Source organism: Luteibacter sp. ME-Dv--P-043b, assembly GCF_030209605.1.
GTDB lineage: Bacteria > Pseudomonadota > Gammaproteobacteria > Xanthomonadales > Rhodanobacteraceae > Luteibacter.
This window is the reverse complement of record NZ_JARVRT010000001.1, coordinates 63,958-90,778: the sequence shown is the minus strand read 5'-3', so window position 1 is coordinate 90,778 and position 26,821 is coordinate 63,958. Positions and strand designations below refer to the sequence as shown.

The following is a 26,821-nucleotide window of genomic DNA, read 5'->3' as shown; positions in this document are numbered from 1 at the left end:
TCTCAAAGCGCACCTGGATTATCAGTAGGGCCCAAAGCATGAGCGACGAGCGGCAAAGCCGTTCCAACGACGGCGGAAAGATTCTTTATTGCTCCTTCTGTGGCAAGAGCCAGCATGAAGTGCGCAAGTTGATCGCCGGCCCCAGCGTGTTCATCTGCGACGAATGCGTTGAGCTGTGCAACGACATCATTCGCGAGGAACTCGAAGAGAAGGCGGCCTCCGGCCGTACCCAACTCCCCAAGCCGCGCGAGATCATGGAAGCCCTCGACCAGTACGTGGTCGGGCAGACGCGCGCCAAGAAAGCCTTGTCGGTGGCGGTGTACAACCACTACAAGCGCATCGAGTCGCGCCAGAAGAACGACGATGTCGAACTCGGCAAGTCCAACATCCTGCTGATCGGTCCGACCGGCTCGGGCAAGACGCTGCTGGCGGAAACGCTGGCGCGCCTGCTCAACGTGCCGTTCACCATCGCGGATGCCACCACGCTGACCGAAGCCGGTTACGTGGGTGAGGATGTCGAGAACATCATCCAGAAGCTGCTGCAGAAGTGCGATTACGACGTCGAGAAGGCGCAGAACGGCATCGTCTACATCGACGAAATCGACAAGATCTCGCGCAAGAGCGAGAACCCGTCGATCACCCGCGACGTCTCCGGCGAAGGCGTGCAGCAGGCCCTGCTCAAGCTGATCGAGGGCACGCTCGCCTCGGTGCCGCCGCAGGGTGGCCGCAAGCATCCGCAGCAGGAGTTCCTGCAGGTCGATACGCGCAACATCCTGTTCATCTGCGGCGGTGCGTTCGCCGGGCTGGACAGGGTGATCCAGCAGCGCTCCGAGACCACGGGCATCGGCTTCAAGGCCGAGGTCCGCTCCAAGGAGCGCACGGAAAACGTCGGCAAGACGCTGTCGGAAGTCGAGCCGGCCGATCTGGTCCGTTTCGGCCTGATTCCCGAGTTCGTCGGGCGCCTGCCGGTCGTGGCCACGCTGGACGAACTCGACGAGGCTGCCCTGGTGCAGATCCTCACCGAGCCGAAGAACGCGGTCACCAAGCAGTTCCGCAAGCTGTTCGACATGGAAGGCGCCGAACTGGAATTCCGCCCGGAGGCCCTGGCCGCCATCGCCCGTCGCGCGCTCAAGCGCAAGACAGGCGCTCGTGGGCTGAGAACCATTCTCGAACAGGTGCTGCTCGACACGATGTTCGAGATCCCCTCGCTGGAGCACGTCAGCAAGGTGGTGGTCGACGACGCCGTGATCGACGGTCAGGCGGAGCCCTACCTGATCTACCGCGGCAACCTGCAACAGCAGCGTATCGCGGGTGAGGGCGGCGACGCGGCCTGATTCCATCGGCATCGCAGCGCTACCGCGGCCCCGGCGTCCATGACGCCGGGGCCGTTTTCTTTCGTGGTTCCGCTCTTGATCGTTCCTTCGCGAACCACCACTTGACGTGTATGGCGGCTCCGGCGCAGTGTCGGGGCGAGCCCAAAAAACCTGAGGGAAAACCCAAGCACATGGCGAAGAATCGCAACCAGACCACGAGCGGATCCGAGCTGGACCTACTGCCGGTCCTGCCCCTGCGTGACGTCGTCGTCTATCCGCACATGGTCATCCCGCTGTTCGTCGGGCGCGACAAGTCCATGCGTGCGCTGGAGCGGGCGATGGAAGGCGAGCGACAGATCCTGCTCGTCGCGCAGAAAAGCCCAGACATCGACGATCCGGCGATCGAGGACCTGCACCAGGTCGGCACGCTGGCCGGCGTCCTGCAGCTGCTGAAACTGCCCGATGGCACCGTCAAGGTGCTGGTCGAGGGCCAGTCGCGCGTGCAGATCGAGGCATTCGAGGACGAGGCCGGCATGATGAGCGGCCGCTCCCGCGTCATCGAGCCGGTGTACAGCAAGAACGAGCGCGAACTCGACGTCGTCTCGCGTTCGCTGGTGTCGCTGTTCGAACAGCTGGTGAAGCAGAGCCGCAAGCTGCCGCCGGAAATCCTGGCGACGCTCTCGGGCATCGACGACCCGTCGCGCCTGGCCGACTCCATCGCCGCGCATCTCTCCGTGCGCATGGGCGACAAGCAGCGCGTGCTCGAGACATCCGACGTGGGCGAGCGGCTGGAGCTGCTCATCGGTCTCGTCGACGGCGAGATGGACCTGCAGCAGGTGGAAAAACGCATCCGCGGCCGCGTCAAGTCGCAGATGGAGAAGAGCCAGCGCGAGTACTACCTCAACGAGCAGATGAAGGCCATCCAGAAGGAGCTGGGTGAGGGCGAAGAGGGCACCAACGAGATCGAGGAACTGCAGAAGAAGATCGACGCCGCCGGCATGCCCAAGGCGGTACTCGCCAAGGCACGCCAGGAGTTCAACAAGCTCAAGCAGATGTCGCCGATGTCCGCCGAGGCCACCGTGGTGCGCAACTACCTCGACTGGGTGGTGGGCGTGCCGTGGAAGAAGCGCAGCAAGGTCCTCAAGGACCTGGCGCTGGCGCAGGAAACCCTCGACGCCGACCACTTCGGCCTGGAAAAAGTGAAAGAGCGCATTCTCGAATATCTGGCGGTGCAGCAGCGCGTCAATACCATGAAGGGCCCAATCCTGTGCCTGGTCGGTCCGCCCGGCGTGGGCAAGACCTCGCTCGGCCAGTCGATCGCCAAGGCCACCAACCGCAAGTTCGTGCGCATGAGCCTGGGTGGCGTGCGCGACGAAGCCGAGATTCGTGGTCATCGCCGCACCTACATCGGTTCGATGCCGGGCCGCATCGTGCAGAACCTCAATAAGGTCGGCACGAAAAATCCGCTGTTCGTCCTGGACGAGATCGACAAGATGTCGATGGATTTCCGTGGCGATCCGTCGTCCGCCTTGCTGGAAGTGCTGGACCCGGAACAGAACAACGCCTTCAACGATCATTACCTGGAAGTCGATCTCGACCTCTCCGAGGTGATGTGGATTGCCACGGCCAATTCGCTGAATATCCCCGGCCCGCTGCTCGACCGCATGGAAGTGATCCGTATCCCGGGTTACACCGAGGACGAGAAGCTCAACATCGCGCAGAAGTACCTGCTGCCCAAGCAGCTGAAGGCCAACGGCCTGAAGGTGGAAGAACTGGGTATCGACGAAAGCGCCCTGCGCGACATCGTGCGCTACTACACGCGCGAATCGGGCGTGCGCAACCTCGAGCGCGAGATCTCCAAGATCTGCCGCAAGGTGGTCAAGGAAATTGCCCTCGGCACCGTGCCGGCCAAAGCCAAGGCCAAGGTCAAGGCGACCGGCAAGGCCGTGAAGGGCAAGGTGCTCGCCCCCGACCTGGTGCGTGTGGATGGTGACAACCTCGACCATTACCTCGGCGTGCGCCGTTTCGACTTCGGTCGCGCGGAGCAGCAGAACGAAGTGGGTCTGGTCACCGGCCTGGCGTGGACGCAGGTCGGCGGCGACCTGCTCAGCATCGAGGCCTCCGTGGTGCCCGGCAAGGGCCGTCTGGTCCACACCGGACAGCTGGGCGATGTCATGAAGGAATCGATCCAGGCGGCACTGAGCGTGGTGCGCGCGCGCGTGGCTGGGCTGGGCATCGAGCCGGATTTCCACGAAAAACTGGACATCCATATCCACGTGCCCGAAGGTGCGACGCCGAAGGACGGCCCCAGCGCGGGTATCGCGATGGGTACGGCGCTTGTGTCGGCGCTGACCAAGGTACCGGTGCGTTCGGATGTGGCGATGACCGGCGAGATCACCCTGCGTGGTCGCGTGTTGCCCATCGGTGGCCTGAAAGAGAAGCTGCTCGCGGCGCATCGCGGCGGCATCAAGACGGTCATCATCCCGGAAGAGAACAAGAAAGACCTGGTCGACCTGCCGGAAAACATCACCAGCTCGCTCGACATCCATGCGGTCAAGTGGATCGACGAAGTGCTCGACCTCGCGCTGGAACGGCCTATCGGCCCGAGCAAGAAGGGCGACGGCGATGCCGGGGTGGAGCTGCCTCCGACCACCGGTCGCAAGGGCAAAGGCAAGGGTTCGCCCGCGCTGACGCACTGAGTTCATCCACGTCGTCGAACGTCAAGGGGCGCGGCGCACCGCGCCCCTTTCGTTTTCGTCGTCCTGTCACGATCGTCTGGCGATAATCGTTTTCGTTGCGCCGCGCAAGTCTCCAGACAGCATGCATATGCGCTGAAAGCGTTGGTATTGCTCGTATTGCGGTAGGGGGAGGGCACTGGTATAAAGTCCGCTCCGCCATCGCCTGCGCCGCAAGGGCGCCATGTATCGCGGGGTTGCTGAGTCATGCCACACGGTGAGATTCGTAACCTGACGTCTTCTCACCAAGGATCGCCGTCCGGCGGTTCGAATTACCTTTGAAAGGAGTTACCTGATGAATAAAACCGACCTGATCGCCGCTATTGCCGAAAAGGCTGAACTGTCGAAGGCCGATGCCGGCAAGGCACTCGAGGGCCTGATCGAAGCGGTCAAGGACACCCTCAAGAAGGGTGAAGACGTCGCCCTCGTTGGCTTCGGCACCTTCAAGCTGCGCAGCCGCGCCGCTCGCACGGGCCGCAACCCGCGCACCAACGAAGAGATCAAGATTCCGGCGTCGAAGGTTCCTGCCTTCACGGCTGGCAAGGCGCTCAAGGATCACGTAAACTAAGTGGTCTTACCGGAGGGGGTGCTTAGCTCAGCGGTAGAGCGTCGCCTTTACACGGCGCTGGTCGGGGGTTCGATCCCCTCAGCACCCACCATCGGGAAGTGGAGTGGTAGTTCAGTCGGTTAGAATGCTGGCCTGTCACGCCGGAGGTCGCGGGTTCGAGTCCCGTCCACTCCGCCATTGTCTGCAGAGGCGCCCGTGTGGCGCCTTTGTTTTATCTACACGCCGGTCAGGATTGGCCCGGCGCATACCGTGCGAGTCGCATCATGCTGCAAGCCCTGCGTAACAAGATCCACGGCTGGCCCGCCGCCATCGTCCTCGGTGTCTGCGTGTTCGCCGTCGCGTTCTTCGGTATCGAGTCGTACTTCGTGTCGCGCGTTGACACATACGTCGCGAAGGTCGGTGATCACGAGATCTCGCAGCAGGAGTGGCAGGATCGCCTGAACGCACTGCGCCAGCAGGCCGCACAAGACCCGAATTCCCCGTTCACCGCCGCCGATCTCGAAAAACCCGAGCTCAAGCAGAAGGTGCTGGACGGCATGATCAGCCAGGCGCTGCTGCAGCAGGCCAACACCGACCTGGGCCTCACCGTGTCGGACGCCGCCGTGCGTTCCGCCATCGGCACCGATCCCGGCTTCCAGGTCAACGGCCAGTTCAGCCCGGAGGCTTATCGCGCCATCCTCTCCATGCAGGGCATGAGCCCGGCGATGTACGAGGCCAAGATCCGCGCGTCGCTTGCCACCCAGATGATCCCGGAAGCGATCTCCGCGACCACGCTGGTCACCGACGCCGACGTCGACAACTTCTTCCGCCTGCACGGCCAGCAGCGCGACCTGCGCTACACCGTGCTGCCGCGTCCGTCGCTGACCGACACCAACGTGTCCGACGCCGATATCGACGCCTTCTACAAGTCGCACATCGCCGACTACACCACGCCGGAACAGGTCTCGGTGCAGTACCTCGAAGTGAAGCAGGCCGACCTCAAGCCCGGCGCGCCCACCGACGCGCAGCTGCACGAGTACTACGACAAGAACAAGCAGCGCTACGCGCAGCCCGAGCAGCGCGAGGCGTCGCACATCCTCATCAACGTGCCCAAGAACGCCACGCCCGATCAGCAGAAGGCCGCGCTCGATAAGGCCAAGAAGATCGCCGCCGAAGCCACGCCGGACAACTTCGCCAAGCTGGCCGCCGAGAACTCGGACGACATGGGCTCCAAGCGCACCGGCGGCGACCTGGGCTGGCTGGAGAAGGGCGTGGCCAACGCCGCGTTCGATGCAGCCATGTTCGGCCTTAAGAAGGGCGAAATCACCAGGGAGCCCGTGCTGTCGCCGGAAGAGGGCTACCACATCATCTGGGTGCGCGATGCGCGCGAGGGCGATGCCAAGCCGTTTGCCGACGTGCGCGCGCAGCTGGCCGCCGACTGGGCCAAGGGCGAGGACGAGCGCCTCTACAACGAGCGTGCCGGTCAGCTCGCCGACCTGGCCGAGCGCAATCCCGGCTCGCTCGAGCCCGCCGCGAAGGAACTGGGCATCGAGATCAAGACCACGCCGATGTTCGGTCGCAACGGCGGTGAAGGCGTTGCCGCCGATCCGAAATTCGTCGCCGCGGCGTTCAGCGACGACGTGGTCAACCAGGGCAACAACTCCTCGCTGGTGCAGGTGCAGAAGGGCGACGCCGTCGTCATGCACCTGGACAAGCATGCCGCCGCGGCGCCCAAGGCCCTGGCCGACGTCACGCCGGCGATTCGCCAGCGCATCCTCGACGAGCGTGTGGACGCTGCCGCGAAGAAGCAGTCCGACGACCTCGCCGCGCAGCTGAGCAAGGGCGGCGACCTCGCCGCGCTGGTCAAGGCGCCCGTGCAGACGTTGACGGGCGTGGAGCGCAGCAAGCTCGCTGGCGTCAAGGATGCGCCGCCCGCCGTGTTGCAGCGCGCGTTCTCGCTGCCGCATCCGGTGGATGGCAAAGGCAGCTGGAGCGCCTTGCCCGTCGGCAACGGCACGTATGCGCTGGTCACGGTGGACAAGGTGACCGACGGTGACCCGGCCAAGGTCGAGAAAGCCCAGCGCGTTGCCCTGCGCGGCCAGATGATCGACGCGATGGCGCAGGCCGCCACCCTCGAGTACATCCAGGCGCTCAAGGCGCGTGGGGAGATCAAGGTCGCCAACGACCGGCTCTGATCGCGATCGCGCGTATTACAATGGTGGCCTTGTCGCGTCGAAGGAACCACCCGTGATCATCCAACCCAAGGTTCGTGGCTTCATCTGCACCACCGCTCATCCGGTCGGCTGTGCGAAGAACGTGGAAGAACAAATCGCCATCACCCGTGCCAGCGGTGCCTTCGCGGAAGGTCCGAAGCGGGTGCTGGTGATCGGCGCCTCCACCGGCTACGGCCTGGCATCGCGAATCACCGCCGCGTTCGGGCAGGGTGCGGCCACGCTGGGCGTGTTCTTCGAGAAGCCGTCCAGCGAGAGCAAGACCGGCACCGCCGGCTGGTACAACTCCGCCGCGTTCGACACGCTGGCACGGCAGGCCGGGTTGTACAGCCGTTCGGTCAACGGCGATGCCTTCGCCGACGAAACCCGCGCCAAGGTCATCGAGCTGATCAAGGCGGAGATGGGCGGCACGATCGACCTGGTCGTCTATTCGCTGGCCTCGCCCGTGCGCAAGTTGCCCACGACCGGCGAAGTGGTGCGCTCCGCGCTGAAGACCATCGGCGAGACGTTTACCGCATCTTCCGTGGATACCAACAAGGATGCCGTGATCCAGGCATCCGTCGAGCCGGCCACGGAGCAGGAAATCCAGGACACCGTGACCGTCATGGGCGGTGAAGACTGGGCGCTGTGGATCGACGCGCTGAGCGAGGCCGGTGTGCTTGCCGAGCATGCCACCACCATCGCGTACAGCTACGTCGGCACGGAAATCACCTGGCCGATCTACTGGCACGGTACGCTCGGCCAGGCGAAGCAGCACCTGGACCGCACCGCGAAGGAGCTGGCCAGCCGTTACGCATCCAGCGGCCTGCGTGCCTACGTCGGCGTGATGAAATCGGTGGTTACCCAGGCCAGCTCGGCCATTCCCGTGATCCCGCTCTACGTGTCCATGGTCTTCAAGATCATGAAGGCCAAGGGCATCCACGAAGGCACCATCGAGCAGATCAACCGCCTGTTCCACGAGCGGCTGTATCGCGCGGACGGCCAGGCGCCGGCCACGGACGCCGAGGGCCGCGTGCGCCTGGACGACTGGGAGCTGCGCGAGGACGTGCAGAACGAGTGCAAGGCGCTGTGGCCGAACGTCACGACGGACAACCTGCGCGAGGTCACCGACTACGCCGGCTACAAGCACGATTTCATCAAGCTGTTCGGTTTCGAGGCGGAAGGCGTGGATTACAGCGCCGACGTCGCGCCGGACGTGCAGTGGGATGTCGTACAGGTCTGATGGCGCGGGGCGCCACCTCGACGGGTGGCGCCCGGTGACACGTCGCGGTAGCGCGGCGCAATGCGACCGATAGCGCTCAGCGCGCCGTGAGGCGCAGCACCTGACCGGGCTTGACCGCTTGCGTCTGCAGGTCGTTCCACTTCATCAACTGCTGCACGCTGACCTGGTGGCGACGGGCGATCGTCCATAGCGACTCGCCGTTGTCCACCTTGTGGATCACCACGTCGTTCTTCGGGGTTTTCTTCTTCTTGGACTCGGACGCGACGGATGTCCTCTTGCCCTTTGCCTTGGCGTCACCCTTTGGCTTGCCGTGGCTGCCGGTCTTGCCCTTGGCCACCGATGCCGACGACGTGTCGCTGTCGTCGGTGTCATCCGACGCCGGGCTGTCCGTCCCATCGGCCAGTGTGGCGACCGGTCCCAGCCGGTACTGATCGGCGGCGGACTTCGGCAGCAGCAGCGTCGCGGACACCGTGCCCTTCGTGGTGCGGTAGGCCGGATTCAGGTCGCGCAGGTCGGTCACGGACAGGCCCGACTGCTTCGCCGCCTGCGACAGCGACTGCGGATTGGAGACCTGCACCACCTGCAAGGCGTCCTGGTGGTCCTGCTTCGGCAACTGGACGTTGAAGCGCGCCGGGTCGCGCACGATGCATGCGATCGCCATCAGCTTGACCAGGTGTTCCTTCGTGTTGGCCTTCATCGGCACGTCCGGCAGGCCCTGGTCGTCGGACGGACCGCCGTGCCTGTCGATGGTTTTCTTCAGGCCGAACTCGCCCGCGTTGTAGGCCACGTCGACCAAGCGCCAGTCGCCCAGGTCGTCGTAGTAGCGGCGCATCATCGTCATCACCGAATCCGTGGACTTGGTGATGTCCAGGCGTTCGTCGTAATTCTTGTCCACGCGCAGGCCGAGCGTGTGTGCCGTCTGCGGCATGATCTGCCACATGCCGGCAGGGCGGTTCTTCGCGCCGGGCACATGGCGGTACTGGCTTTCCACCCAGGGCAGCAGGGCGAACTCGCCGGCCACGCTGTGCTGCATGGCGGACTTGTGCGCATAGACGATCAGCGGCAACACCTCGTTGACCTGCTGCTCGAAGCGGTTCGGCATCTTCGTGTAGGTGCGCGCCCAGGCCATCACCTGAGGGTCCGCTTCGCAGCCGGGCATGCCGAAGCTGTCGCGCATGCTCGCCCAGAAATCGGCCGGTGGCGCGGGACGCAGCAGCTTCGGTGCCATCGTCACGTCGTCGACCGGGGCCGTCTGCGGCGCGGGGGCCACGGGCGCCGTCGGCACGCGCGGCGTCATGCCGGTGGCGCAGGCGGTCAGCAGGAAGGGTAGGAGGGAGGGTAACAACCGCCGGCGGAGTGTGGTCATGCGCTGAAGCTGTCCTTGGCTCGGCGCAGCGCGGCGAAGCGCTCCGTCCGCGTGGCGTGGGCCTCGCCTTGCGCCTGGGCCCAGCGGGCCACGGCGTCGCTGTCCACGCGCAGGAAGGGATTGGCGGCGTACTCGTCGGCGAGGCGGCTCGGCACGCTGGGCCGGCCCTCCTCGCGCAAGCGCGCCACCTCGTCACGACGGAGGCGCAGGGCGTGGTTGTCCGGGTCCACCGTGAGGGCGAAGCGGATGTTCGACGCGGTGTATTCGTGCGCGCAACAGACCAGGGTCTCGGGCGGCAGATCGGCGAAGGTATCCAGCGAGGCCAGCATCTGCTCCGGCGTGCCTTCGAACAGGCGGCCGCAGCCGATGCTGAAAAGCGTGTCGCCGCAGAACAGGAAGCCTTCGCCGAAGTAGGCCACATGCGTGCGCGTGTGGCCCGGCACGGCCATCACCTTGAACGTGGCGCGCGGCGCCTCCAGCGTGATGACGTCGCCGTCTTCGACGAAATGGTTCTTTGGCTGGATGCGCGGATCGGCCGTAGCGTAGACCTCGACGTCGTGATCGCGCACGAGGTCGGATACGCCGCCGATGTGGTCGTTATGGTGGTGCGTCAGCAGGATGGCCCGCAGTTGCCAGCCATGCTCGCGAAGCGCGGCTTCGACGGGGGCGGCTTCACCGGGATCCACGACGAAAGCCTGGCCTTCGTCGTCGGCGACCAGCCAGATGTAGTTGTCGCTCAAAGCCGCGACGGCAACCCAATGCATCGGGCGAACTCCGTGACGTGGATCGGGCGCGAACACCCAGGAATGGCCGCCTTGCACCTGGGGCGCGGGGCGGGGACGCCGGAATATATCAGCCGTGTCGTACCTGCTCGTTAGCCGTTCGTTAACCCCTGCGCCGCGCCAGCAGCCGTTACACTTCACCTCCATGGCCGCTTTCGCCCCCGACATCTACGTGACGCCCCAGGTCCGCAAGCTGCTGGCGGACGAGGCGGCGGTGCTCGCGCCGCTGCTCGCGCGCTGCACGGGCGACCACGGCCTGCACCTGACCACGACCGCCCAGGCCGAGCCCCCGGCGATGCCCCTGCTGGGCCACTGGGCCACCGTTCGCGTCGCCGGAGCCGCCCTGGGCGGCGACATCCGCGCTAGCGGCCTGGAGGCCCTTCCGTTCGCCGACGAGGCGTTTGGGGTAGTGCTGCTGCGGCACGCCCTGGAGACCACCGCGCGGCAGGACAATCTGCTGGACGAGGCCATCCGCGTCCTGGCGCCGGGCGGCATGCTGGCGATCACCGGGATCCATCCCTTCGGCCTGTGGTCGCCATGGGTGGCCCGCCAGAGCCGGGCCCCGCGGCCACGGCTTACCTGGCCGTGGTGGTGGAGCCAGCGCCTGGTCCGCGACGAATTCGAGCTGTCGATGCCGCGCCGCGTCGGCAGTGCGTGGCCCCGGGTGGGCGGCGCGTCCGGCCCGGGATCCCTGGTGGGCGGCGGTTATTTCCTCGTGGCGCGCAAAAAGCGTCCGTCGGCGGTACCCTTGCGCCCCCGCATGGTGGCCGTGCCGGCGCCGATCCCCGGCACGCTGGCGTCCGGTGCCCGCCGTAACGCCCGTGAACCCCTAAGCTGAGCCGCATGACCGATACCTCTACAGATACCGATACCGTCGAAGTCTTCACCGATGGCGCCTGCCTGGGCAATCCCGGCCCGGGTGGCTGGGCGGCGCTGCTGCGCGCCAAGGGCATCGAGAAGATGCTCGCCGGCGGCGAACGCGACACCACGAACAACCGCATGGAGATGATGGGTGCCATCTCCGCGCTGGAGGCGCTGACCCGCCGCTGCAAGGTGCACCTCATGACCGATTCGAAATACGTCATGCAGGGCGTGCAGGAGTGGGTGCCCAAGTGGCGCCGCAACGGCTGGAAAACCGCCGACAAGAAGCCGGTGAAGAACCAGGACCTGTGGATTCGCCTCGATGCCGCCGCCGCCGCGCACACCGTCACCTGGGAATGGGTGAAGGGCCACAACGGCCACGTGGAAAACGAGCGCGTGGACGTCGCCGCGCGCGACCAGGCCATTCTCTACAAGGAGGGCAAGGTGGCATGAGGCAGATCGTTCTCGATACCGAAACCACGGGCCTGGAAGCCCACCTCGGCCATCGTCTGGTGGAAATCGGCGCCGTCGAGATGATCGGCCGCCGTCCCACGGGGCGGAACTTCCACACCTATCTCAATCCCGAGCGCGCCATCGACGAGGAAGCGAGCAAGGTCACCGGCATCAAGGACGAGGACCTGGTCGACCAGCCGCTGTTCCGCGACAAGGTGGACGAGTTCCTGGCCTTTATCCGTGGCGCCGAACTGATCATCCACAACGCGGCGTTCGACGTCGGCTTCATCGATGCCGAGCTGAAGCGCCTGGGGCCGGAGTACGGCAAGACCACCGACCACGCCAGCGTGCTGGATACGCTGGCCATGGCGCGTGCGATGTACCCCGGTCAGCGCAACAGCCTGGATGCGCTGTGCAAGCGGCTGGGCGTGGACAACACCAAGCGCGACCTCCATGGCGGCCTGCTGGACGCTCAGCTGCTGGCCGAGGTCTATATCGGCATGACGTCGGGCCAGGTCGTGCTCGACCTCGCGTTCGATGCGTCGAAAGATCACGAGCGCACCGACGTGCTGGGCGAGATCATCATCACCCGTCGCCCCGTGGTGCGGCGTGCAACGGATGAAGAAGTGGCCCTGCACACGGCGCGTCTGGATGCCTTGGACAAGGCCGCTGGCGGGAAGAGCGTCTGGCGCGCCGTCGAAGCCGACAGCACGATCCACTGAAGCCGACCCACTGAGCCCGTCGGGTTAGCTCGCGGCGCGCAGCAGGATGGCGGTGATGTTGTCGCGGCCGGTGCCGGAGACGGCCTCGAGCAGCAGATGGTCCACGGCCTCCTGGGCGGCGATATCCGTGCGTGCCACGATCTCGCCGATGCGCGCGTCCGCCACCTCGTCGGTGAGCCCGTCGGTGCACAGCAACAGCCGCGCACCCGAGGTGAGCTGGCCCTTGGCCAGGCCGATATGCAACTGGTCGGGCGCGGTAATACCCAGCGCCTGGGTGAGCACGTTGCGCTGGGGATGTGCCCGCGCCTGCGCTTCGGTCAGTTCGCCGGCCTCGACCAGGGCCTCCACGATGGAGTGGTCGTGCGACAGGCGCTCCAGCGCCCCATCCCAGCGGTAGATGCGACTGTCGCCCACCCAGGCTGCCTCGTAAGCACGCCCGATGATCCGCACGGCGGCGATGGTGGTGCCCATGGGACGCGACTCCGGCAGGCCGACGGAACGGGCGATCAGCGCCTCGTTGACCCGCTGCACGGCATCCACCAGCGACTGCCCGGCCGACACCTGGGCCACCACGCCGTCGCGCGCGGTGGCCGAAGCCACCTCGCCATGCCGATGGCCGCCCATGCCGTCCACGACCAGGAACAGGCCCAGCCCGGCGTCGGCGTAATAGGTGTCCTCGTTGCGCGTACGGCGCAACCCGGTATGCGTGCCGTGTCCGAACTCGATCATGGGTGCCTTGGTGAGCGAAAGGAGAGGGCGCCAGGCCCCGGTTTCCCGAGCAGGATGCCGCATGAAAAGGCGGTTGTCACGGCAAGGAAGAGCCACTATCATTGCGGGCCCGGCAGAGCGAAAGCCCTGCCGTCGACCGTTCACGGAGAGGTGGCAGAGTGGTCGAATGTACCTGACTCGAAATCAGGCGTTGGTGAAAGCCAACCGTGGGTTCGAATCCCACCCTCTCCGCCAAGCACAAGAAAAGGCCCTGGAAACAGGGCCTTTTTCTTTGGCGAGATTTAGCCGTCGGGTCACAAATCGGGTCACGCGAGGCCCCGGATGATGGTCCAGTCCGTCATGCCAACCCTTCTGATTCGACAAAGCGCTTGAAGAGCAGGGCAGAACTGGCGTTGAACTGCGGCATGGTCTACTCCTAGTGCACGACGGTGCGGTGGGCGCGAAGCGAGTCACGGATGAGTTTGGGAGCGAACGCGTCCATCGTCAGCCACGGTAAGGTAGCCGGATAGTCGAGAACGGATTTCGACACGACGACGCCGGATTCCCCGTTCTCAACGGACGTGGCCTCGACGTGTTGCAGGTGCCAGGCGCGCTTTTGGCCATCCCATGCAAAGACGTAGGTCGCGCCACCGCGCTGCAGTTCGTTGAAATAGCTGACCGACGTCGGGCTGACCGTCAGGTTGTGCAACAGGTCCATGGGTCCCGCATTTTTGGCCGACTCGTTGTACCGGCAGTCAACGGTCTGGCCGTTTTTGGCCGTCACGGCATAGGTGTCGCCCGTGGCGCGCAGCAGCCACAGTTCGCAGGCATTGTCGGTCGCCGGGTTGGGCTGGGCATGACGCACGACTAAAGCCCCGCCGGCCACATCCGCACCGAACGGTTTCACCGGCTGGAAGGCAAGCACCGTGTCTCCGGGGGCCATCAACGCCTGGATGTTGGTTGGGACAGGGTTGGGGGTGGCCGCTTTTGCGCACGGGGCAACGATGCAGGCCAGCGCCAGGGCAGCGGTGACGCACAAGACAGGACCGCGTCGAACGCCATGGCTGGCGGAGAAAGCGTGGCGAGATAGAAACTTGAGGGAGTGGACGGTCATCTGGATTTCTTCGTTCTGATCGGTCATGCCATGACTCAAATCCATGGCCGTAGCCAATATTAAGCCGGCTGGCCGCGGTTCCGGCGCAGCTTCGGAGGTGACTGCTGCGCCGCTTACGACCGGCCTGGACTCACACCGTGTATCAGCAAGTCGCTGTGCTGAGCAGCCAGGGCCTGCAGGTCGGGAGCGAATGGGCTGCCTGGAAACGTATCCCGGAACAGGGCGCCGAGCAGCATGGGGCCCATGATGGAAAACAGCATCAAGGCAGGGTCACCCTTCCGAATGGCGCCGGTCGACTGGCCTCGCTCGATGGTCGACGTCAGCAGTCCGGCGACCTTGGCGATAACCTCGTCGTGCCATACCGCAGCAAGATCCGGGAAGGTCCTGCCCTCGACCAGTACCATTCGCACGATGCCGGGCAAGCGCGAGTCACTCATCTTTCCGGCTACATGTGAGAGAACCAGTGGCAAGGCGGTGATGGCGTCGGTGGCGGGGCTCCCAGGGACGCCTTCGATGGTGCTGAGGTGTTCCGCCACGAGATACCGGGCGACAGCCCGGAACAAGTCCGCTTTCGTTTCGAAATACCGGTAAATCGTCCCCTTGACCACGCCGGCTCTCTTGGCCACGTCGGCCAGTTTTGCATTGGCGTAGCCCTTGGCCACGAACTCATCCATGGCAGCCTCAATGATTTCCTGGGGCCGTGCATCCTTGCGCCGGCTCCACTTCGATTCCTGTTCTTTCACACATCATGCCCGTGGTTTGCACTAGGCCGATAAGAGCGCGAAGCGAAGTAGGAGTCCAGCACGACGACCGAGCCGGCGGGGTCAGCGAGGGCGACCCAGGTGTCCGGACGAAGTAGGTAGAGCGCATCTTGTCTGAGACCCGCTTTTGCGTGTGCGGGCGACCAGCCGAATTCCCGTAGCGCGACGCCGTGCCGGGTACACCATGCTCTGACGTCTTCCTTCGCGGTGCCGTATACATGCACCTGCCATCCGATGGTGGGCAAGGGCTCGAAGTTGTCCTGGCCATCGACGCTGACCCAGGGCAGACGCTCCCCGCCAACAACGTCGCCTGCATTCCCCTCGCTCAGTGCACTGTCTTTGTAGGTCAGGGCCGTCTGCGACACCACCTTGAACAGGATGTCGCGAGCAGGGCCGACCTTGTACACGGCACGGGCAATCCATGGCACGCCGTAGCTGCGCATCATGTTGGCAAGCCCCCCATCGGCGGTAATCAGGCTGAAGATGCGGTCGGTCGTCTTGACCAGCTCCCGGGCAAACGCCTGCCGCTCGGTGACATAGGTGTCGAGCAGGCAGTCCGGCGCCCGCTCGTGGATAACCTCAGCAAGCTTCCAGGCAAGGTTGATGGCATCGAGAATGCCGGTATTCATGCCCTGTCCGCCTGCCGGGCTGTGAACGTGACCCGCATCCCCCATCAGAAACACGCGGCCTTCGCGGAAACGGTCGGCGACACGGTGATGCACCCGATAATGGGAGAACCAGTTGACCTTCTCGACCTTGATGCCAACGCTCGAAATGGCCTCATGTCCGACATCATCGAAGGTCAGGTTCTCCGGGTGCTCGGCGCGTTCATCCTGCACTGTGCCAATGAGCCGTGCCTTGCCATCGCTGCTGTAGGACAGCACGGCAACGAAGTCTGACCCGTCGAGCGCGACATGCGCCTCGCCGACATTTTCCAGGCCGGACAACTCGACGTCAGCAACATAGAAGACCTGCCTGTAGGTACCGCCTTCGAACCCGATGCCGAGCTGTTTGCGGACCGTGGAGCTCGCCCCGTCGCAGGCTGACAGATACGCCGCCGATGCCGTCTCCTCGGTCCCGTCTGCGCGGCGCAGACGCGCCTCGACATGGTCCCCCTTGTCCTGGAAATCGACCAGCTCGGTCTGCCGCTCGACTTCCACGCCGAAGGAGGCGAGTTTCGCCACGAGGGTCTTTTCGTGGAGGTCTTGCGGATAGACGAGGATATAGGGGTAGAGCGAAAGACCCGTGCCGATGTCTTGCAAGGCGACACGCGCACGAGGCTTGCCGCGCGCCCAGATATTCATGGCCCGGTTCTGGAAGCCTGCGGTGACTACGGTGTCGCTGAGATCCAGCTGCCTGTAGAGCTCGAGTGTCCGGGCTTGCACGGCCATCGCTCGGGATGTGGTCCCCGGCCCCGCGGTTCGGTCGATGATTCGCACTTTCACACCCTGAGCCGTCAGCCAAAGCGCATGCGCCAAGCCGGTGGGACCCGCACCAACGATAAGAACGTCCGACATGGCGCACCCCATAGCATTAATGACTTCAGGGTCATTTTGACAGGCGCGCCGTTGACGTCAACCTAGCGGACGCAGAACGATTCAGGTCGCGCGGTCGGCGAGCTTCGAGGGTGAGCCGGATGCTCGAATCGAGACACATCCAGGTAAGCCGGTTTGAGGCCGCGGGGCAGGGGGGGGACAATAGCTACTGGGAAATCGCTTCGAGCGGGATGCCAAGGGTGCGTCGTCCCATCAGGCCGATAACCAGGATCACGACCGCCATCGCGCCCGCGATAAGCACGAACACGCCGACCGTGCCGAATTGCCCAAGGACCGCGGCGATCAGGAAAGCCGTGAAAATCCCCGAGAAGCGGCTCCACGAATACACGAACCCGACGGCGCGTGCGCGGATGCTCGTCGGGAAAAGCTCCGACTGATACGCGTGATAGCTGTAAGACATGATGTTGTTGGCGAGCGTAAGGCAGATACCGAGGCTCACGAGCAGCACCGCCCCGGCCGCCTGGCTGAACCACAGGCCGCAGACGATGCTTGCCGCGGCCATCAGCACGATGACCGTTTTTCGTTCGAAACGGTCGGCGACGAACAGACCGATCAACGGTCCGGCCGGCGCGGCGAGCGCGATCAGCGTCGAGTACATCAGGCTCGTCGTGACGGTGATGCCCTGTTTGATCAGCAGCGTCGGCACCCAGTTGGCGAAGCCATAGAACCCGATGGTCTGGAACACGTTGAAGGTCGCCAACATCAGCGTGCGACGCCGGTACGGCGTGACCCACAGATCGGCGAAACGCCCCTGCGCACGTACCGGCAAGGCGGGCGCGGGCGGAGGCAAGGGATACCCTGCCTCCGCTTCGACCTTTGCTTCGAGCGTGCGCATGACCCGGTCTGCTTCGTCGAATCGCCCTTGCTGCGCGAGCCATCGGGGGCTCTCCGGTAAGGCCCGGCGAATCCACCAGACGAACAGCGCACCATGCGCGCCGATCAGCACGACCCAACGCCAGCCGTCGATTCCGAACGGGGCACGCGGCACCAGCAGGTATGACAGGAAGGCGACCACAGGTACCGCAGTGAAGCCGATGGCTTGTTCGCAGGCGAACGCGCGGCCGCGAACGTGCTTCGGCACCAGTTCGCAGATATAGGTGCCGATCGTGACCAGCTCGACGCCGATTCCCACGCCCGCGATGAACCGCCAGAGATTGAGGCCGTAGGCGGTGTGCTGGAACGCCATCACGACATTCGCCAGCGTGTACCACAGCAACGAATAGGTGAAGATCGCGCGCCGCCCGAAACGGTCGGCGAGGAAACCGCACGCAAGGGTACCGACGAACAGCCCGGCAAACAGTGCGGCAATGAAACTCGCTACACCCGTGGTGCCGAACAGGCCTTGCGTCGTCGATGTCAGCAGGCCGCCTTTGACCAGTCCCGGCGCGACATACCCGGTGTAGAGAAGGTCGTACAGCTCGAAAAAGAAACCCAGGCTCAACAGCACCACCAGCTTCCAGATCGACCGCGTGGCCGGCAGGCGATCGAGCCGCGCGGAAATCGTGCCGGGATCGATGGCGGACGGCGTCATGATGTTTTTCCAGGCAGACCCATGAGCACGACCCGACCGATCATCAAATAAACGCCAAGCATGCCACGGCTCGGTTACAACCGAAGACGCCCCAACCGACAAAGGCATCGGGTACGCCCGGTTTCGGCACGAAACGCCGGTAAATCGATAGGCCCAACCTCTTGTAACTATGATTTCAATCAAGCTCTCCTATATTCACCTGCGTCGTATGATCTCGTCTTCGGTTGTTACTCGGTGCTGCGTGCATTTCACTCGCACTGCGTCCTAACGACCGCTCAAACGCAGTCACGCCAGTGTCGCCCAAAGCTGCTTGAAGGAACCAGAATGGAAGTGACAGGAGTTATGACGGCCGGTGAATCCATTAGCGCCATGGCCTATATCAAGGGTCGAAGAGGCGTATCACCACGGCAGATGAAACTGGTCCTGTTGATCTGTATGTTGGTGATCGGCATCCCTTTCGGGGGATGGGTGTCGGGATCATGGACCGCGGCCGCGATGTCGGTCGAGTTCGCCTTCATTGGCGCTTGGGTGGGCTTGCTGATAATCCAAAGACTGGCCAGCTCTTCCATGCGGAAGGCTCTTGCTACGCGAGGTCAGGCATACGAGCAGCCGCTCACGCTTCGCTTAACCCCTGAGGCGCTAGTCTATGATTTGGGCGACCTGAAGATGACCGCCCATTGGCGTTGCGTCACGGATCTCTTTCAAACCCGCAAATACTGGGTGTTTCTGGTCCAGAGCAGCGCCATGGTCCTTCCTCGCCGCCTTTTCCCAACCTCCGAAGCCGAACAGAGATTTATTGCCGAGGCCATGTCGCGGATGACGGATGCGGCGCGTGCGAGAAGCCCGGATGCGGCCGTGCTGATCGGCGGTTAGCCCTTCAAGACCGGCCGTCTGGCAGCCGTCATGCGGTAGCGTGATCGAGGCGGTGAAGCCCTCGGCGCGCAACAGATCGCACACGCGCATCGGCTTACCCGCAATGGGAGTGCTAGTTTTACCAAGACATCGCCAAGCCGTTATGGCTATTCTTGCGGGCTCGATCTGATGACGTTGCGACGACGTACTTCGCGCGATAGATGTCATGGGAAGTACGTCTGCGACGTCCATGGCAAGTCGTTCGGGCTGAAAAATCCAATGGTCCGGTACAAGAGGAAATGGAAAAAGATGTTGAAGCAGGTAGCTATTTTTTGCCTTTGCGCGGCAGGCGGTGCTTCACTGTCGGCCGCTCACGCCGCCGATGCGCATCGGTCAGTCGATGCGCGCACGCTGGACGTGGCGGGCGTTAAAACCGGCATGGATTTCAACGAAGCGCGCGCGGCGCTGGTTGCGCATTTTCATGCTGCATCTTCCGATATCAAGCAAGATCCCTATCCCGGTGAAAATCCGGTCACTCATACAAAGCTGCCCAGTTATGTGGTTTACGAGAAAGACGGGGCCAAGGTGACGGTTCATTTTGAGGGCCGGGTTCCGGTCGATAAGGCACGCCCTCTTGTCGTCTCGCAGATCGATTACGAGTTGCCCTGGTCCACGCAGAACTCTCAGGCCATGGCTAAAGCGGCCTTGGAGAAATATGGCGAGCAGTCCAACGCACCCAATAAGCTGCCGATGCAATGGTGTGTTAATCCCAGTCGCAACGCGGGCATGGGATGCAGCGTGACCCCTCAGGCCGTGCTCACGCTCAGCCAGGTCCACATGACGCTAACGGACCCGGCCTGGTCCGATGCACGCATACAATTTATCGAAGCGTCGCATGCCAGCAAGCCGAGTTTCTGACGCGATAAGCCGAGAGTCGGGCGACACGTCCCTGAACGTGACGCGAGGTGCCTTCACCCGTCGGAAGGCACGTCCCAGGCGACAAGTCCGTTCTCGCAGCGTCCCCACAGACGCTTCCCGGACGGGCTCCACTGGAGTTGCGTAAGTCCCCGGCATCCCGCAGCGTCCGCTTGCAGCGTGAGCGAACGGCCGCTATCCAGGTTCCATAGCACCGCAACGGTCTTGCCGGCACCGGGACCAAGGGCCAGCCGGTGACCATCGGGCGATCCGACCGCTGTTCCCAGTGAATCCTGCCCGGGCAAGGTCAGCGAGTAGCGCAGCTTGCCACTGGCGACGTCGACGACATGCACGCCGGGATGGCGCGTCTTCCCTTCCATCAGCACGAAGCCGACCGCGATCCAGCCGCCCTTGACGGAGCCGAAGGGCTCCGGTGTCCACTGCGCCATGCCGGTATCGTCGGTAGGGTCCACCTCGCCGAAGCGACGCGGCAAGGTCACGACGCGCCGCACGCGGCCCGTCTTGCCATCGAGTTCGGTCAGCCCGTAGACGTCTTCGACCCATGTATTGGCCATTGCGCCGTCCCAGCGCACCGGCTTGATCTGCCCGTTACCGCGCATGGAACTTTTCATCATGTCCTGGCGGGGTGAGGCAAAACGCAGCGTGTATGGCCAGCGCGTGCCATCGGCCATCGGTGGCGCGACCGCTTGCCATACATCGAGCGTATCGCGGCCTGCGCGATAGTCGTGGCGGTACGTCAACGGCACGCCATGGCCGTCGTGGAAGTAGCTCATGTACCCGTCATCCGGCTCGGTCGCCGTGTCGAATGCCATGGGATGCTTCGCCAGCGTCCCGGTCGTCGCGTCGAAGCGCATGACGAGCCCATCGGCCGTCATGTACGCGGCTTGCCCGTTCGCCTCGCGCGACAACAGCCACTTGGTGAAAAATGTCGACGGCGTCCACAGCTCCCGCGGCTCGCCGCTGGCATGAGGCGACCAGTGAAGCAGTGCTTGCGGATAACGGCGAACGAGCAAGACGCTGCCGTCGGCGAGCACCGCGAAGTCATTCATGGCCTTGAACGACACGATCGCTTGCGCTTCGAGCACCTCCGCGTGGGCGTCCGGCGCCGTGAGCTTCGGCTCGGTCGGCGCGGGGCCGGGCGGGGAGGGTGCGCGCCAATGCTCCGCACTCAAGCCAAGCTCCACGTCGGCGTGGGGCAGCGTGCTCAACGCGTCGAAGACCGGGCCGAACAGGTCCTCCGGCACGCTGCTGCGGTGCAGGCGCTTCGGCGGGCCCGGACTGAAAATGTTCAGACCGGCCGCATTGCGCATCTGGCCTATGACCCCGCCCCTGGGATTTGGGTAGTCGTCATTCCGCGTCAGATGAACCGCCGTGGCGGGGTGGCCGAGCACAGCGTCGAGCTGCGTCACGTTGGCGATGGCGATACTGGTGCTGCGGCCCAAGGCACCGTGGGTACGTTCTGCGCTGCCGCTCCAGTAGGCGAACGGTTCGGTCAACGGCGCCATGCGCTCACTGTCTGATCGAAAGCGCATGGATCGCTCCATCCGGGCCATGCGATCGGGAATCTCCGACGCCACCAGTGCACCATCGCGAACGTCCTGTTCCAGCCTGGGCAGGTCGAATCGGCGCACGAGGTCTTTTACGAGATCGGGGCGCCGCGTCAACAGCACGTCGCCCCACGCGTCATCCATCCTGGACAACGGGTTTCGTCCGGCTTCCTCATGCAAGGGTCCCAGGGGTTTCAGTGCAGCGACGACCACCGGCAAGACCTGGTCAAACGGCAGGGAGACGACGATGTCTACCTCGTCGAGCCGTTGCCCGTCCTTCGCCAGTTGCGGCGACTGCAGCGCTTTAGGCAGACCGCCGTCGATGTCCTCGGTAGCGCATGGCACGATGGCCCAACCTTGCGGCAGCGTGGCGGCGTTGCTGACGCCGCTATAGCTGACCGCGGCGAGCCATATCGCGTACTTCCGCAGGCCTGAGGATTTCATGTGTTCTGCGTATTTCTCATACGTGAATTATCCTGCGCTTTCTGTCGTGAGGTCTACAACAACATCCATGATCCCCATGAATATGCAGGCCATGCTGATCGGCTCCATGATCTTCATGGTGTCCCTGGTTTCGCTTGGGCTGTTGATCGTCTGCCTGCTGGCTTTCCTGATTCCGCGTTTCAGGCGCTACATGTTCGCACGGCGTTGGCGGTTCGGCGTGCTGGTCGTCGGCCTGGCGGTCGTCAGCGCGCCCGTCGTCACCATCGTGGGCGAGGCGTGGCTCGACGAGCGCGCACACCATCCGCGTCTGGACCACGAGGAAGTGCTGGGCGAGCTGGTGCTGCCGGCGGGCACGCAGGTTCGTCTCGAATACCTTAAACCCTTCAACGACCTGAGCGGCGATCCCATGCCGTATGGCATGCAAAGCCTCAAGCACGCCGAGTTCGATCGGGCGCCGGGAAACATTTTGGGGATGCGCGTGCGACGTCTGGCGTTGTGGCAAGGCCATGGCAATGCGACGGTGGAGACGATGGCCGCGGCGGACGTGCAAGGCTGGCGATGCGAGCCCGGGAAGGTCGAGTTCCGTTTTCCCTCCGGTGCTCACTTCACCTTGTCAAAGTGGCGCCTGGAAAGCTGCATGCTGGCACCGGGCAGTACCGTCGGCGGCATCGTCTGGCCGGGACCTGTCAAGGTGTTTTCCACGAAGGAGGGGGAATGGGACGTGGCGTCTGACGATACGGCCACCCGGCTTCTGGGCCTTGAACTGCGGCCGCTGAGCATGCGCCTGAACGGTCCTCACGGCGATGTGGTGACGTGGTCCGGTGTACTCGACCACGCCCTCGACGTCGGCCCTATCCACTATGCCGCGGGCATCGAGGTACGCAGTTACCAGGGGCATCTGCTCTTTATCCCGCGGCCGGACATGCCGGCCATCGATCAGCGGACAAAGACGCCAATCGAGCAGGACCATTCGGTGGTGCAGCGTGTGACGGGGGAGGTGCTGGGTGTGCGTCCGAACCACGAGGTGGGAATACGTAACGTCGACGAACTCTTGGTCCCGGATGAGCTACTGGTTCCCAACTGATGACATTCGCACGCTCAGGCGGTGTCCAGATCGAAGGGAGTCGTCGGAGTTCCCTGATGGAATCGCATTTGCCACCGGTCGCCTGACCGTTGCCACAGTGAACTCCGCAGTGTGTGTGCGGCGACAGCACCATCTTCCCCGATGCGGACGGTTCGATAGGTCAGCAAAACTAGACTGTCGCACTGAAGCTCCGCTCGAAACCGGTCGGCCTTGATCGTTGCCTCGGATAAATCATCCGGAAGGGATGAGAGCACTTCCTGCCGACCATACGTTGCCCCGGAACGACCGATCTCTCGAAAATCATCGTGCAAGAGCTCGCCCAGACGCGCGCGGTCCCTGCGAGTCATAGGCGTATGGAGTTCGACCTCCAAGCCGACGAGATCCGCCATCAGACCGTCCATAACGTTTGCTCCTGTGGGGGATTTTCACTCTAAGCCACGACCGCCTCAGGTCAAGCGTGAATAGTTATCTGCGCGGCTTCTTCGACCGAGCCAAGCCTACCGGAGCGCCCCTCGAAACGCCGCAACCGCCTGCGCTATCGCCGCAGCGTGCGCCTGGTCCTGATGCGTTGCCTTGGCGCACTGCGGCACGACCTTCGTCGCGGCCGGCTGGCAGTTGCCCAGGAAGTCGTAGTGGGTCGCACCCTGCAGACGTTGTTCCTTCGCCCCAGGAACCAACGTCGCCACCACATCGGCATTGGTTGCCGCGGGCGCCACGGTGTCCGCGGTACCCACGAGGATCGACACGGGCACCGGCATGCGGCGAAGTGAATCCGTGGCCAGGGCCTGCACGATCGCAGGCGCCATGACGAAGACGGCACGTACGCCCGGCACGGCATGGTCACCGGCGGCATCCTTGAAGCGCGCCTGCATGTCCGGATCCTTCAACCAGGCGCCGATGTCGCGTGCCGTCAGGTCTGGCGCTTCGAGCTGGGGTGCGCACACGCCATCGTCGGGGTGCTTCTGGCAGAAGTCGGCGAAGTGTCGAACATCCACGCGCGCGCCACCCGCGACGAGCGCAGCGAATCCGCCGGCCGAGAAGCCCGCGACGCCAAGGCGCGTGCCGTCGATGTGCGGTGACAGTTCGGGGTCGGCCTTGACCGTGTTCCAGGCGGCCTTCAGGTCCTCTGCGCGCTCCCACCACCATGCGGCGCCATTCGCCGTGATCGGCTCGCGTCCGTTGCTTCCCGGGTGGTCCACGGCGATGACGACGAAGCCTGCGCGGGCGAGTGCCGTGCCGAACCAGGCCATCATGCGGGCCGTGCCGCCGAAGCCGTGCGAAAGCAGCACCACGGGATAGCGCCCCTTCGCCAGCGGCGCCTCCGCGGCGGCGCGTCCCGTCACGAACAGCGGGGCGTCGGCCGGCCCGATGACCAGAGGCGTTTCATGGGCACTCTCATCGGCCGGATACCACACCGTGATGGCCACGGCCGACGATCCGTCGGCATGGCGCAGTGCGGCAGTGGGCGTGGTCGTGGATCGGTGGGTTTCGCCCACGGCGGCTATGGCTTGTCCCCCCAGGATCGAAAGCCCCAGTGCGGCGACGCTGCGTATCAAGCTCGCTTTCAGCATGTGCGACTCACTCCTTCCACGGGGATACAGATATCGACGCCGCCGTAACCGGTCGCCGGATTGAACGCGGCGTCGTAGCGTTCGAAGTCGGGGGCTTCGATCGGGACGAAGCCCGCGGCGGGGAGCCAGTCGCTCAGCAAGGCCCGCCAGGTGCGAGGGATGGAGCCGATATGGCCTGCATGTCGCGCAACGACGTATCGCTGGCGGGGCAGCCGCAGCCGCCGATATCCGCGGGGTGCCTGGCCGACGTTATCGATCTCGTAGCCGGCTAGGTAATCCAGCCGGCCTTCGTCATCCGTCGTGCGGCACACGCCATAGGTGTACTGGCATGTACCGAGCGATTGTTCGGTGTGCAGGCGCTGCCACTGCGATGGGATGCCCGCCGTGTCGCTGGGCAGGTAAGACGCGTCGATGCCGGTCAGCAGCAGCGGGCCGATCTCTTCCGTGCGCAGCATCGGCGCCGGGCCCACCGGCTCTTCCATCACACGCATGGGGGCGAGTGTCGCGAGCCCCTCGACGTGACCGCGCTTGCGCACGTCCTCTGGCGGCAACCCGAATGCATCGCGGAACGCGCGGGTGAACGCTTCATGCGAGCCGTAGCCGGATGACAAGGCGACAGGAAGGATGTTCGGTGCACCCGCGGCAAGATCGGCGGCGGCCTGGCTCAGTCGACGCACGCGGATATAGCGGGCGACGGACCAGCCCGTGGCGGCACGGAAGAGGCGTGCAAGGTGAAAGGCCGATACACCTGCAGCATCCGCGACATCACCCAGCGAGAGTTCGTCGCCCGAATGACTTTCGATGTACCAGACTGCGCGTTGGACGGCGGCCATGTCCCTTTCCCCGTGGTATCGGCGAATGATACGGGGGATGCCGGCCCGCCATTTGATGGTTCTTGCCAGGGCCCGCTCCGCGAAACGATACGGGCCTGGCGCCTTGCGTGACTCCGGCACACACGGTTGACGCCGCCGCAGGCGCCACTTACGCTCCCCACCACGGAGATGGCATTCCTCCGCGAACCGCCCCCTCGGGGGCTGATGATGCCTACATGTCCTGGGTTTCCCGGGGATGTAGGCACGCGTGCCGCAGCCCCGCCCAGGTGGTTTCCTCCGATCTGGACGCCCGATGCGCGCCTTTCGCTCCCTCGAACAATGGGAACTCTTCCCTTACATCGGCAAATGGCTGTTGCTCGCCTGTGCCGCCGCCGTGCTGGCCGGCACGGCCTCGGCCGGGTTCCTGCTCAGTCTGGACTGGGCCACGCGGACGCGTGAAGCCACGCCCTGGATCATGGTGCTGCTGCCCGTCGCCGGCTTGGTCGTGGGCTGGGCCTATGACCGGCTGGGAAAGCCGGTGGAGGCCGGCAACAACCTGATCATCGACGAGATCCACGACCCCCGGAAGGTGATTCCGCGCCGCATGGTGCCGCTGGTCTTCATCGGCACGGTGGTGTCGCATCTGTTCGGGGCCTCGGTCGGGCGCGAAGGCACCGCCGTGCAGATGGGTGGTGCCCTGGCGGATCAGGTCACGGTGCTGTGCCGACTGCGGCCGGAGGATCGCCGGGTGCTGCTGATGGCTGGCATGAGCGCCGGCTTTGCCGCCGTCTTCGGTACCCCGCTTGCCGGGGCGCTGTTCGGGCTGGAAGTGCTGGCGATCGGCCGCCTGCGTTACGACGCGCTGTTTCCTTGCGTCATCGCGGCGATCGTCGCGGACCACGTGTGCCTGGCCTGGGGCGTTCACCACACCGTGTATGTCGTGGGTACCGTCGCCCCGCTGACGGCCTGGTCCGTGGCTACGGTTATCGTCGCCGGCATCGCCTTCGGCCTGGTCGGCCTGCTGTTCGCCAAGGCGACTCATGGGATGGGCGCGCTGATGAAACGGCTGGTCGGTTATCCGCCCTTGCGACCCTTTGTGGGTGGCGCGGTCATCGCCGGATCGGTCTACCTGCTTCATACGCAGGCTTACATCGGCCTGGGCATTCCGACGATCGTCGCGGCGTTCGATCACCCCCTGCCGTGGTGGGACAGCGTGGGGAAGTTCGGCTATACGGTGGCCTCGCTGGGGTCCGGATTCAAAGGCGGTGAAGTCACACCGTTGTTCTTCATCGGCGCCACCCTGGGCAACAGCCTGGCGCCGCTGCTGCATCTTCCGTTTGCCATGCTGGCGGGCCTGGGTTTCGTCGCCGTGTTCGCAGGCGCGGCCAACACCCCGTTGGCCACCACGGTGATGGCCATCGAACTGTTCGGTCCGGCGATCGCACCTTTTGCGGCCATCGCCTGCGTGGCGAGCTACCTGTTCTCGGGGCATACGGGCATTTATCACGCACAGCGCCTGGGCCGCGCCAAGCATGTGCGTCACGTGCCGGAAGATCTTCGCTTGGGGGAATGGCCGGCCTATCGGCGCAGGCAACGGGACCATTCGACCACCGACGTGCCCGAGTCATGAAAAGCGTGCACGGCTCCGGAGGCGACGCGCGAACCGCCAGCGC

23 protein-coding genes, 3 tRNA genes and 1 riboswitch are annotated in these 26,821 nt (G+C 64.5%); of the genes, 15 read left to right on the top strand and 11 right to left on the bottom strand.

Going from position 1 to position 26,821, the window contains the following annotated elements:
* Nucleotides 1-38 precede the first annotated feature (38 nt).
* The 7 genes from clpX (at nucleotide 39) to fabV (ending at nucleotide 8,048) form a co-directional block, all read left to right on the top strand.
* A complete protein-coding gene (gene clpX, locus QRN34_RS00470; RefSeq protein ID WP_285400999.1) occupies nucleotides 39-1,334 on the top strand; it encodes an ATP-dependent Clp protease ATP-binding subunit ClpX in 1,296 nt (431 codons plus the stop codon).
* A 170-nt stretch (nucleotides 1,335-1,504) separates the two neighbouring features.
* Nucleotides 1,505-4,012, top strand: coding sequence for an endopeptidase La (gene lon / locus QRN34_RS00465; protein WP_285400997.1), 2,508 nt, complete (start codon nucleotides 1,505-1,507; stop codon nucleotides 4,010-4,012).
* Between the two features lie 331 nt (nucleotides 4,013-4,343).
* Nucleotides 4,344-4,616 carry an HU family DNA-binding protein gene (locus QRN34_RS00460; RefSeq protein WP_036112061.1) on the top strand — a complete coding sequence of 91 codons (273 nt, stop codon included), beginning with the start codon at nucleotides 4,344-4,346 and terminating at the stop codon, nucleotides 4,614-4,616.
* 16 nt (nucleotides 4,617-4,632) lie between these two features.
* Nucleotides 4,633-4,707, top strand: a tRNA-Val gene (locus QRN34_RS00455).
* Between the two features lie 9 nt (nucleotides 4,708-4,716).
* A tRNA-Asp gene (locus tag QRN34_RS00450) sits at nucleotides 4,717-4,793 on the top strand.
* 86 nt (nucleotides 4,794-4,879) lie between these two features.
* Nucleotides 4,880-6,790, top strand: a complete 1,911-nt coding sequence (locus QRN34_RS00445; protein ID WP_285400992.1) for a SurA N-terminal domain-containing protein — start codon at nucleotides 4,880-4,882, stop codon at nucleotides 6,788-6,790.
* Nucleotides 6,791-6,842: 52 nt separating this feature from the next.
* Nucleotides 6,843-8,048, top strand: coding sequence for an enoyl-ACP reductase FabV (fabV, locus tag QRN34_RS00440; protein ID WP_285400991.1), 1,206 nt, complete (start codon nucleotides 6,843-6,845; stop codon nucleotides 8,046-8,048).
* Nucleotides 8,049-8,124: 76 nt separating this feature from the next.
* Here fabV and QRN34_RS00435 read toward each other — a convergent pair whose 3' ends face one another.
* Nucleotides 8,125-9,414, bottom strand: a complete 1,290-nt coding sequence (locus QRN34_RS00435; protein ID WP_285400990.1) for a transglycosylase SLT domain-containing protein — start codon at nucleotides 9,412-9,414, stop codon at nucleotides 8,125-8,127.
* Complete coding sequence (gloB, locus tag QRN34_RS00430) at nucleotides 9,411-10,178, bottom strand: hydroxyacylglutathione hydrolase (protein WP_285400989.1); 768 nt, start codon at nucleotides 10,176-10,178, stop codon at nucleotides 9,411-9,413. The genes QRN34_RS00435 and gloB overlap by 4 nt, the downstream gene beginning before the upstream one ends.
* A gap of 163 nt (nucleotides 10,179-10,341) precedes the next feature.
* Here gloB and QRN34_RS00425 point away from each other — a divergent pair, with 163 nt between their 5' ends.
* From QRN34_RS00425 to dnaQ, 3 genes are read left to right on the top strand one after another with little or no spacing between them, the layout of a single operon-like run.
* A complete protein-coding gene (locus tag QRN34_RS00425; protein WP_285400987.1) occupies nucleotides 10,342-11,034 on the top strand; it encodes a methyltransferase domain-containing protein in 693 nt (230 codons plus the stop codon).
* 5 nt (nucleotides 11,035-11,039) lie between these two features.
* Nucleotides 11,040-11,510: a ribonuclease HI gene (rnhA, locus tag QRN34_RS00420; RefSeq protein WP_285400985.1), complete on the top strand. Its 471-nt coding sequence runs from the start codon at nucleotides 11,040-11,042 to the stop codon at nucleotides 11,508-11,510.
* The gene (gene dnaQ, locus QRN34_RS00415) at nucleotides 11,507-12,232 is read left to right on the top strand and encodes a DNA polymerase III subunit epsilon (RefSeq protein WP_285400983.1); all 726 of its coding nucleotides are present in this window, start codon (nucleotides 11,507-11,509) and stop codon (nucleotides 12,230-12,232) included. The genes rnhA and dnaQ overlap by 4 nt, the downstream gene beginning before the upstream one ends.
* A 24-nt stretch (nucleotides 12,233-12,256) precedes the next feature.
* Here dnaQ and QRN34_RS00410 read toward each other — a convergent pair whose 3' ends face one another.
* Nucleotides 12,257-12,961, bottom strand: a complete 705-nt coding sequence (locus tag QRN34_RS00410; RefSeq protein ID WP_285400981.1) for a protein phosphatase 2C domain-containing protein — start codon at nucleotides 12,959-12,961, stop codon at nucleotides 12,257-12,259.
* Nucleotides 12,962-13,105: 144 nt separating this feature from the next.
* Between QRN34_RS00410 and QRN34_RS00405 the strand changes: the two genes are divergently transcribed.
* Nucleotides 13,106-13,195: transfer RNA gene (locus tag QRN34_RS00405), tRNA-Ser, on the top strand.
* 181 nt (nucleotides 13,196-13,376) lie between these two features.
* Here the strand turns inward: QRN34_RS00405 and QRN34_RS00400 are convergent.
* The 4 genes from QRN34_RS00400 to QRN34_RS00385 form a co-directional block, all read right to left on the bottom strand.
* Nucleotides 13,377-14,081, bottom strand: a complete 705-nt coding sequence (locus QRN34_RS00400; protein WP_285400979.1) for a hypothetical protein — start codon at nucleotides 14,079-14,081, stop codon at nucleotides 13,377-13,379.
* A gap of 86 nt (nucleotides 14,082-14,167) precedes the next feature.
* The gene (locus tag QRN34_RS00395) at nucleotides 14,168-14,797 is read right to left on the bottom strand and encodes a TetR/AcrR family transcriptional regulator (RefSeq protein WP_285400976.1); all 630 of its coding nucleotides are present in this window, start codon (nucleotides 14,795-14,797) and stop codon (nucleotides 14,168-14,170) included.
* A complete protein-coding gene (locus QRN34_RS00390) occupies nucleotides 14,794-16,332 on the bottom strand; it encodes an FAD-dependent oxidoreductase (RefSeq protein ID WP_285400974.1) in 1,539 nt (512 codons plus the stop codon). Before QRN34_RS00390 ends, QRN34_RS00395 begins: the two co-directional genes overlap by 4 nt.
* A 184-nt stretch (nucleotides 16,333-16,516) precedes the next feature.
* On the bottom strand, nucleotides 16,517-17,902 hold the full coding sequence (locus tag QRN34_RS00385; RefSeq protein WP_285400972.1) for an MFS transporter: 1,386 nt from the start codon (nucleotides 17,900-17,902) through the stop codon (nucleotides 16,517-16,519).
* Between the two features lie 324 nt (nucleotides 17,903-18,226).
* Between QRN34_RS00385 and QRN34_RS00380 the strand changes: the two genes are divergently transcribed.
* Nucleotides 18,227-18,775, top strand: a complete 549-nt coding sequence (locus tag QRN34_RS00380; protein WP_285400970.1) for a hypothetical protein — start codon at nucleotides 18,227-18,229, stop codon at nucleotides 18,773-18,775.
* A 288-nt stretch (nucleotides 18,776-19,063) separates the two neighbouring features.
* Nucleotides 19,064-19,672: a hypothetical protein gene (locus QRN34_RS00375; RefSeq protein ID WP_285400968.1), complete on the top strand. Its 609-nt coding sequence runs from the start codon at nucleotides 19,064-19,066 to the stop codon at nucleotides 19,670-19,672.
* A 53-nt stretch (nucleotides 19,673-19,725) separates the two neighbouring features.
* On the opposite strand, the gene QRN34_RS00370 is transcribed toward QRN34_RS00375, so the two are convergent.
* The gene (locus QRN34_RS00370) at nucleotides 19,726-21,681 is read right to left on the bottom strand and encodes a hypothetical protein (RefSeq protein WP_285400966.1); all 1,956 of its coding nucleotides are present in this window, start codon (nucleotides 21,679-21,681) and stop codon (nucleotides 19,726-19,728) included.
* A gap of 76 nt (nucleotides 21,682-21,757) precedes the next feature.
* Here QRN34_RS00370 and QRN34_RS00365 point away from each other — a divergent pair, with 76 nt between their 5' ends.
* Nucleotides 21,758-22,765 (top strand): hypothetical protein, encoded by a 1,008-nt coding sequence (locus QRN34_RS00365; RefSeq protein WP_285400964.1) that lies wholly within the window; start codon nucleotides 21,758-21,760, stop codon nucleotides 22,763-22,765.
* A gap of 14 nt (nucleotides 22,766-22,779) precedes the next feature.
* Here the strand turns inward: QRN34_RS00365 and QRN34_RS00360 are convergent, their stop codons facing one another.
* From QRN34_RS00360 to QRN34_RS00350, 3 genes are all read right to left on the bottom strand, one after another.
* Nucleotides 22,780-23,166: a nuclear transport factor 2 family protein gene (locus tag QRN34_RS00360; protein ID WP_285400962.1), complete on the bottom strand. Its 387-nt coding sequence runs from the start codon at nucleotides 23,164-23,166 to the stop codon at nucleotides 22,780-22,782.
* A 96-nt stretch (nucleotides 23,167-23,262) separates the two neighbouring features.
* Nucleotides 23,263-24,336: an alpha/beta hydrolase gene (locus QRN34_RS00355; protein ID WP_285400960.1), complete on the bottom strand. Its 1,074-nt coding sequence runs from the start codon at nucleotides 24,334-24,336 to the stop codon at nucleotides 23,263-23,265.
* Nucleotides 24,330-25,169 (bottom strand): AraC family transcriptional regulator, encoded by an 840-nt coding sequence (locus QRN34_RS00350; RefSeq protein ID WP_285400958.1) that lies wholly within the window; start codon nucleotides 25,167-25,169, stop codon nucleotides 24,330-24,332. The genes QRN34_RS00355 and QRN34_RS00350 overlap by 7 nt, the downstream gene beginning before the upstream one ends.
* Before the next feature lie 155 nt (nucleotides 25,170-25,324).
* Nucleotides 25,325-25,390: riboswitch (Fluoride riboswitch) on the top strand.
* 71 nt (nucleotides 25,391-25,461) lie between these two features.
* Between QRN34_RS00350 and QRN34_RS00345 the strand changes: the two genes are divergently transcribed.
* Nucleotides 25,462-26,778: a voltage-gated chloride channel family protein gene (locus tag QRN34_RS00345; RefSeq protein ID WP_285400957.1), complete on the top strand. Its 1,317-nt coding sequence runs from the start codon at nucleotides 25,462-25,464 to the stop codon at nucleotides 26,776-26,778.
* The last annotated feature ends 43 nt before the right edge of the window (nucleotides 26,779-26,821 follow it).

Coding starts and splice junctions, on each gene's coding strand:
- QRN34_RS00460 (WP_036112061.1), top strand. CDS start 4,344: ATGAATAAAACCGACCTGATCGCCGCTATTGCCGAAAAGGCTGAACTG.
- lon (WP_285400997.1), top strand. CDS start 1,505: ATGGCGAAGAATCGCAACCAGACCACGAGCGGATCCGAGCTGGACCTA.
- QRN34_RS00370 (WP_285400966.1), bottom strand. CDS start 21,681: ATGAAATCCTCAGGCCTGCGGAAGTACGCGATATGGCTCGCCGCGGTC.
- QRN34_RS00445 (WP_285400992.1), top strand. CDS start 4,880: ATGCTGCAAGCCCTGCGTAACAAGATCCACGGCTGGCCCGCCGCCATC.
- QRN34_RS00360 (WP_285400962.1), bottom strand. CDS start 23,166: ATGGACGGTCTGATGGCGGATCTCGTCGGCTTGGAGGTCGAACTCCAT.
- QRN34_RS00425 (WP_285400987.1), top strand. CDS start 10,342: ATGGCCGCTTTCGCCCCCGACATCTACGTGACGCCCCAGGTCCGCAAG.
- QRN34_RS00390 (WP_285400974.1), bottom strand. CDS start 16,332: ATGTCGGACGTTCTTATCGTTGGTGCGGGTCCCACCGGCTTGGCGCAT.
- QRN34_RS00365 (WP_285400964.1), top strand. CDS start 21,758: ATGAATATGCAGGCCATGCTGATCGGCTCCATGATCTTCATGGTGTCC.
- QRN34_RS00385 (WP_285400972.1), bottom strand. CDS start 17,902: ATGACGCCGTCCGCCATCGATCCCGGCACGATTTCCGCGCGGCTCGAT.
- rnhA (WP_285400985.1), top strand. CDS start 11,040: ATGACCGATACCTCTACAGATACCGATACCGTCGAAGTCTTCACCGAT.
- QRN34_RS00435 (WP_285400990.1), bottom strand. CDS start 9,414: ATGACCACACTCCGCCGGCGGTTGTTACCCTCCCTCCTACCCTTCCTG.
- gloB (WP_285400989.1), bottom strand. CDS start 10,178: ATGCATTGGGTTGCCGTCGCGGCTTTGAGCGACAACTACATCTGGCTG.
- QRN34_RS00350 (WP_285400958.1), bottom strand. CDS start 25,169: ATGGCCGCCGTCCAACGCGCAGTCTGGTACATCGAAAGTCATTCGGGC.
- QRN34_RS00375 (WP_285400968.1), top strand. CDS start 19,064: ATGTTGAAGCAGGTAGCTATTTTTTGCCTTTGCGCGGCAGGCGGTGCT.
- dnaQ (WP_285400983.1), top strand. CDS start 11,507: ATGAGGCAGATCGTTCTCGATACCGAAACCACGGGCCTGGAAGCCCAC.
- QRN34_RS00380 (WP_285400970.1), top strand. CDS start 18,227: ATGGAAGTGACAGGAGTTATGACGGCCGGTGAATCCATTAGCGCCATG.
- QRN34_RS00400 (WP_285400979.1), bottom strand. CDS start 14,081: ATGACCGATCAGAACGAAGAAATCCAGATGACCGTCCACTCCCTCAAG.
- QRN34_RS00355 (WP_285400960.1), bottom strand. CDS start 24,336: ATGCTGAAAGCGAGCTTGATACGCAGCGTCGCCGCACTGGGGCTTTCG.
- clpX (WP_285400999.1), top strand. CDS start 39: ATGAGCGACGAGCGGCAAAGCCGTTCCAACGACGGCGGAAAGATTCTT.
- QRN34_RS00345 (WP_285400957.1), top strand. CDS start 25,462: ATGCGCGCCTTTCGCTCCCTCGAACAATGGGAACTCTTCCCTTACATC.
- QRN34_RS00410 (WP_285400981.1), bottom strand. CDS start 12,961: ATGATCGAGTTCGGACACGGCACGCATACCGGGTTGCGCCGTACGCGC.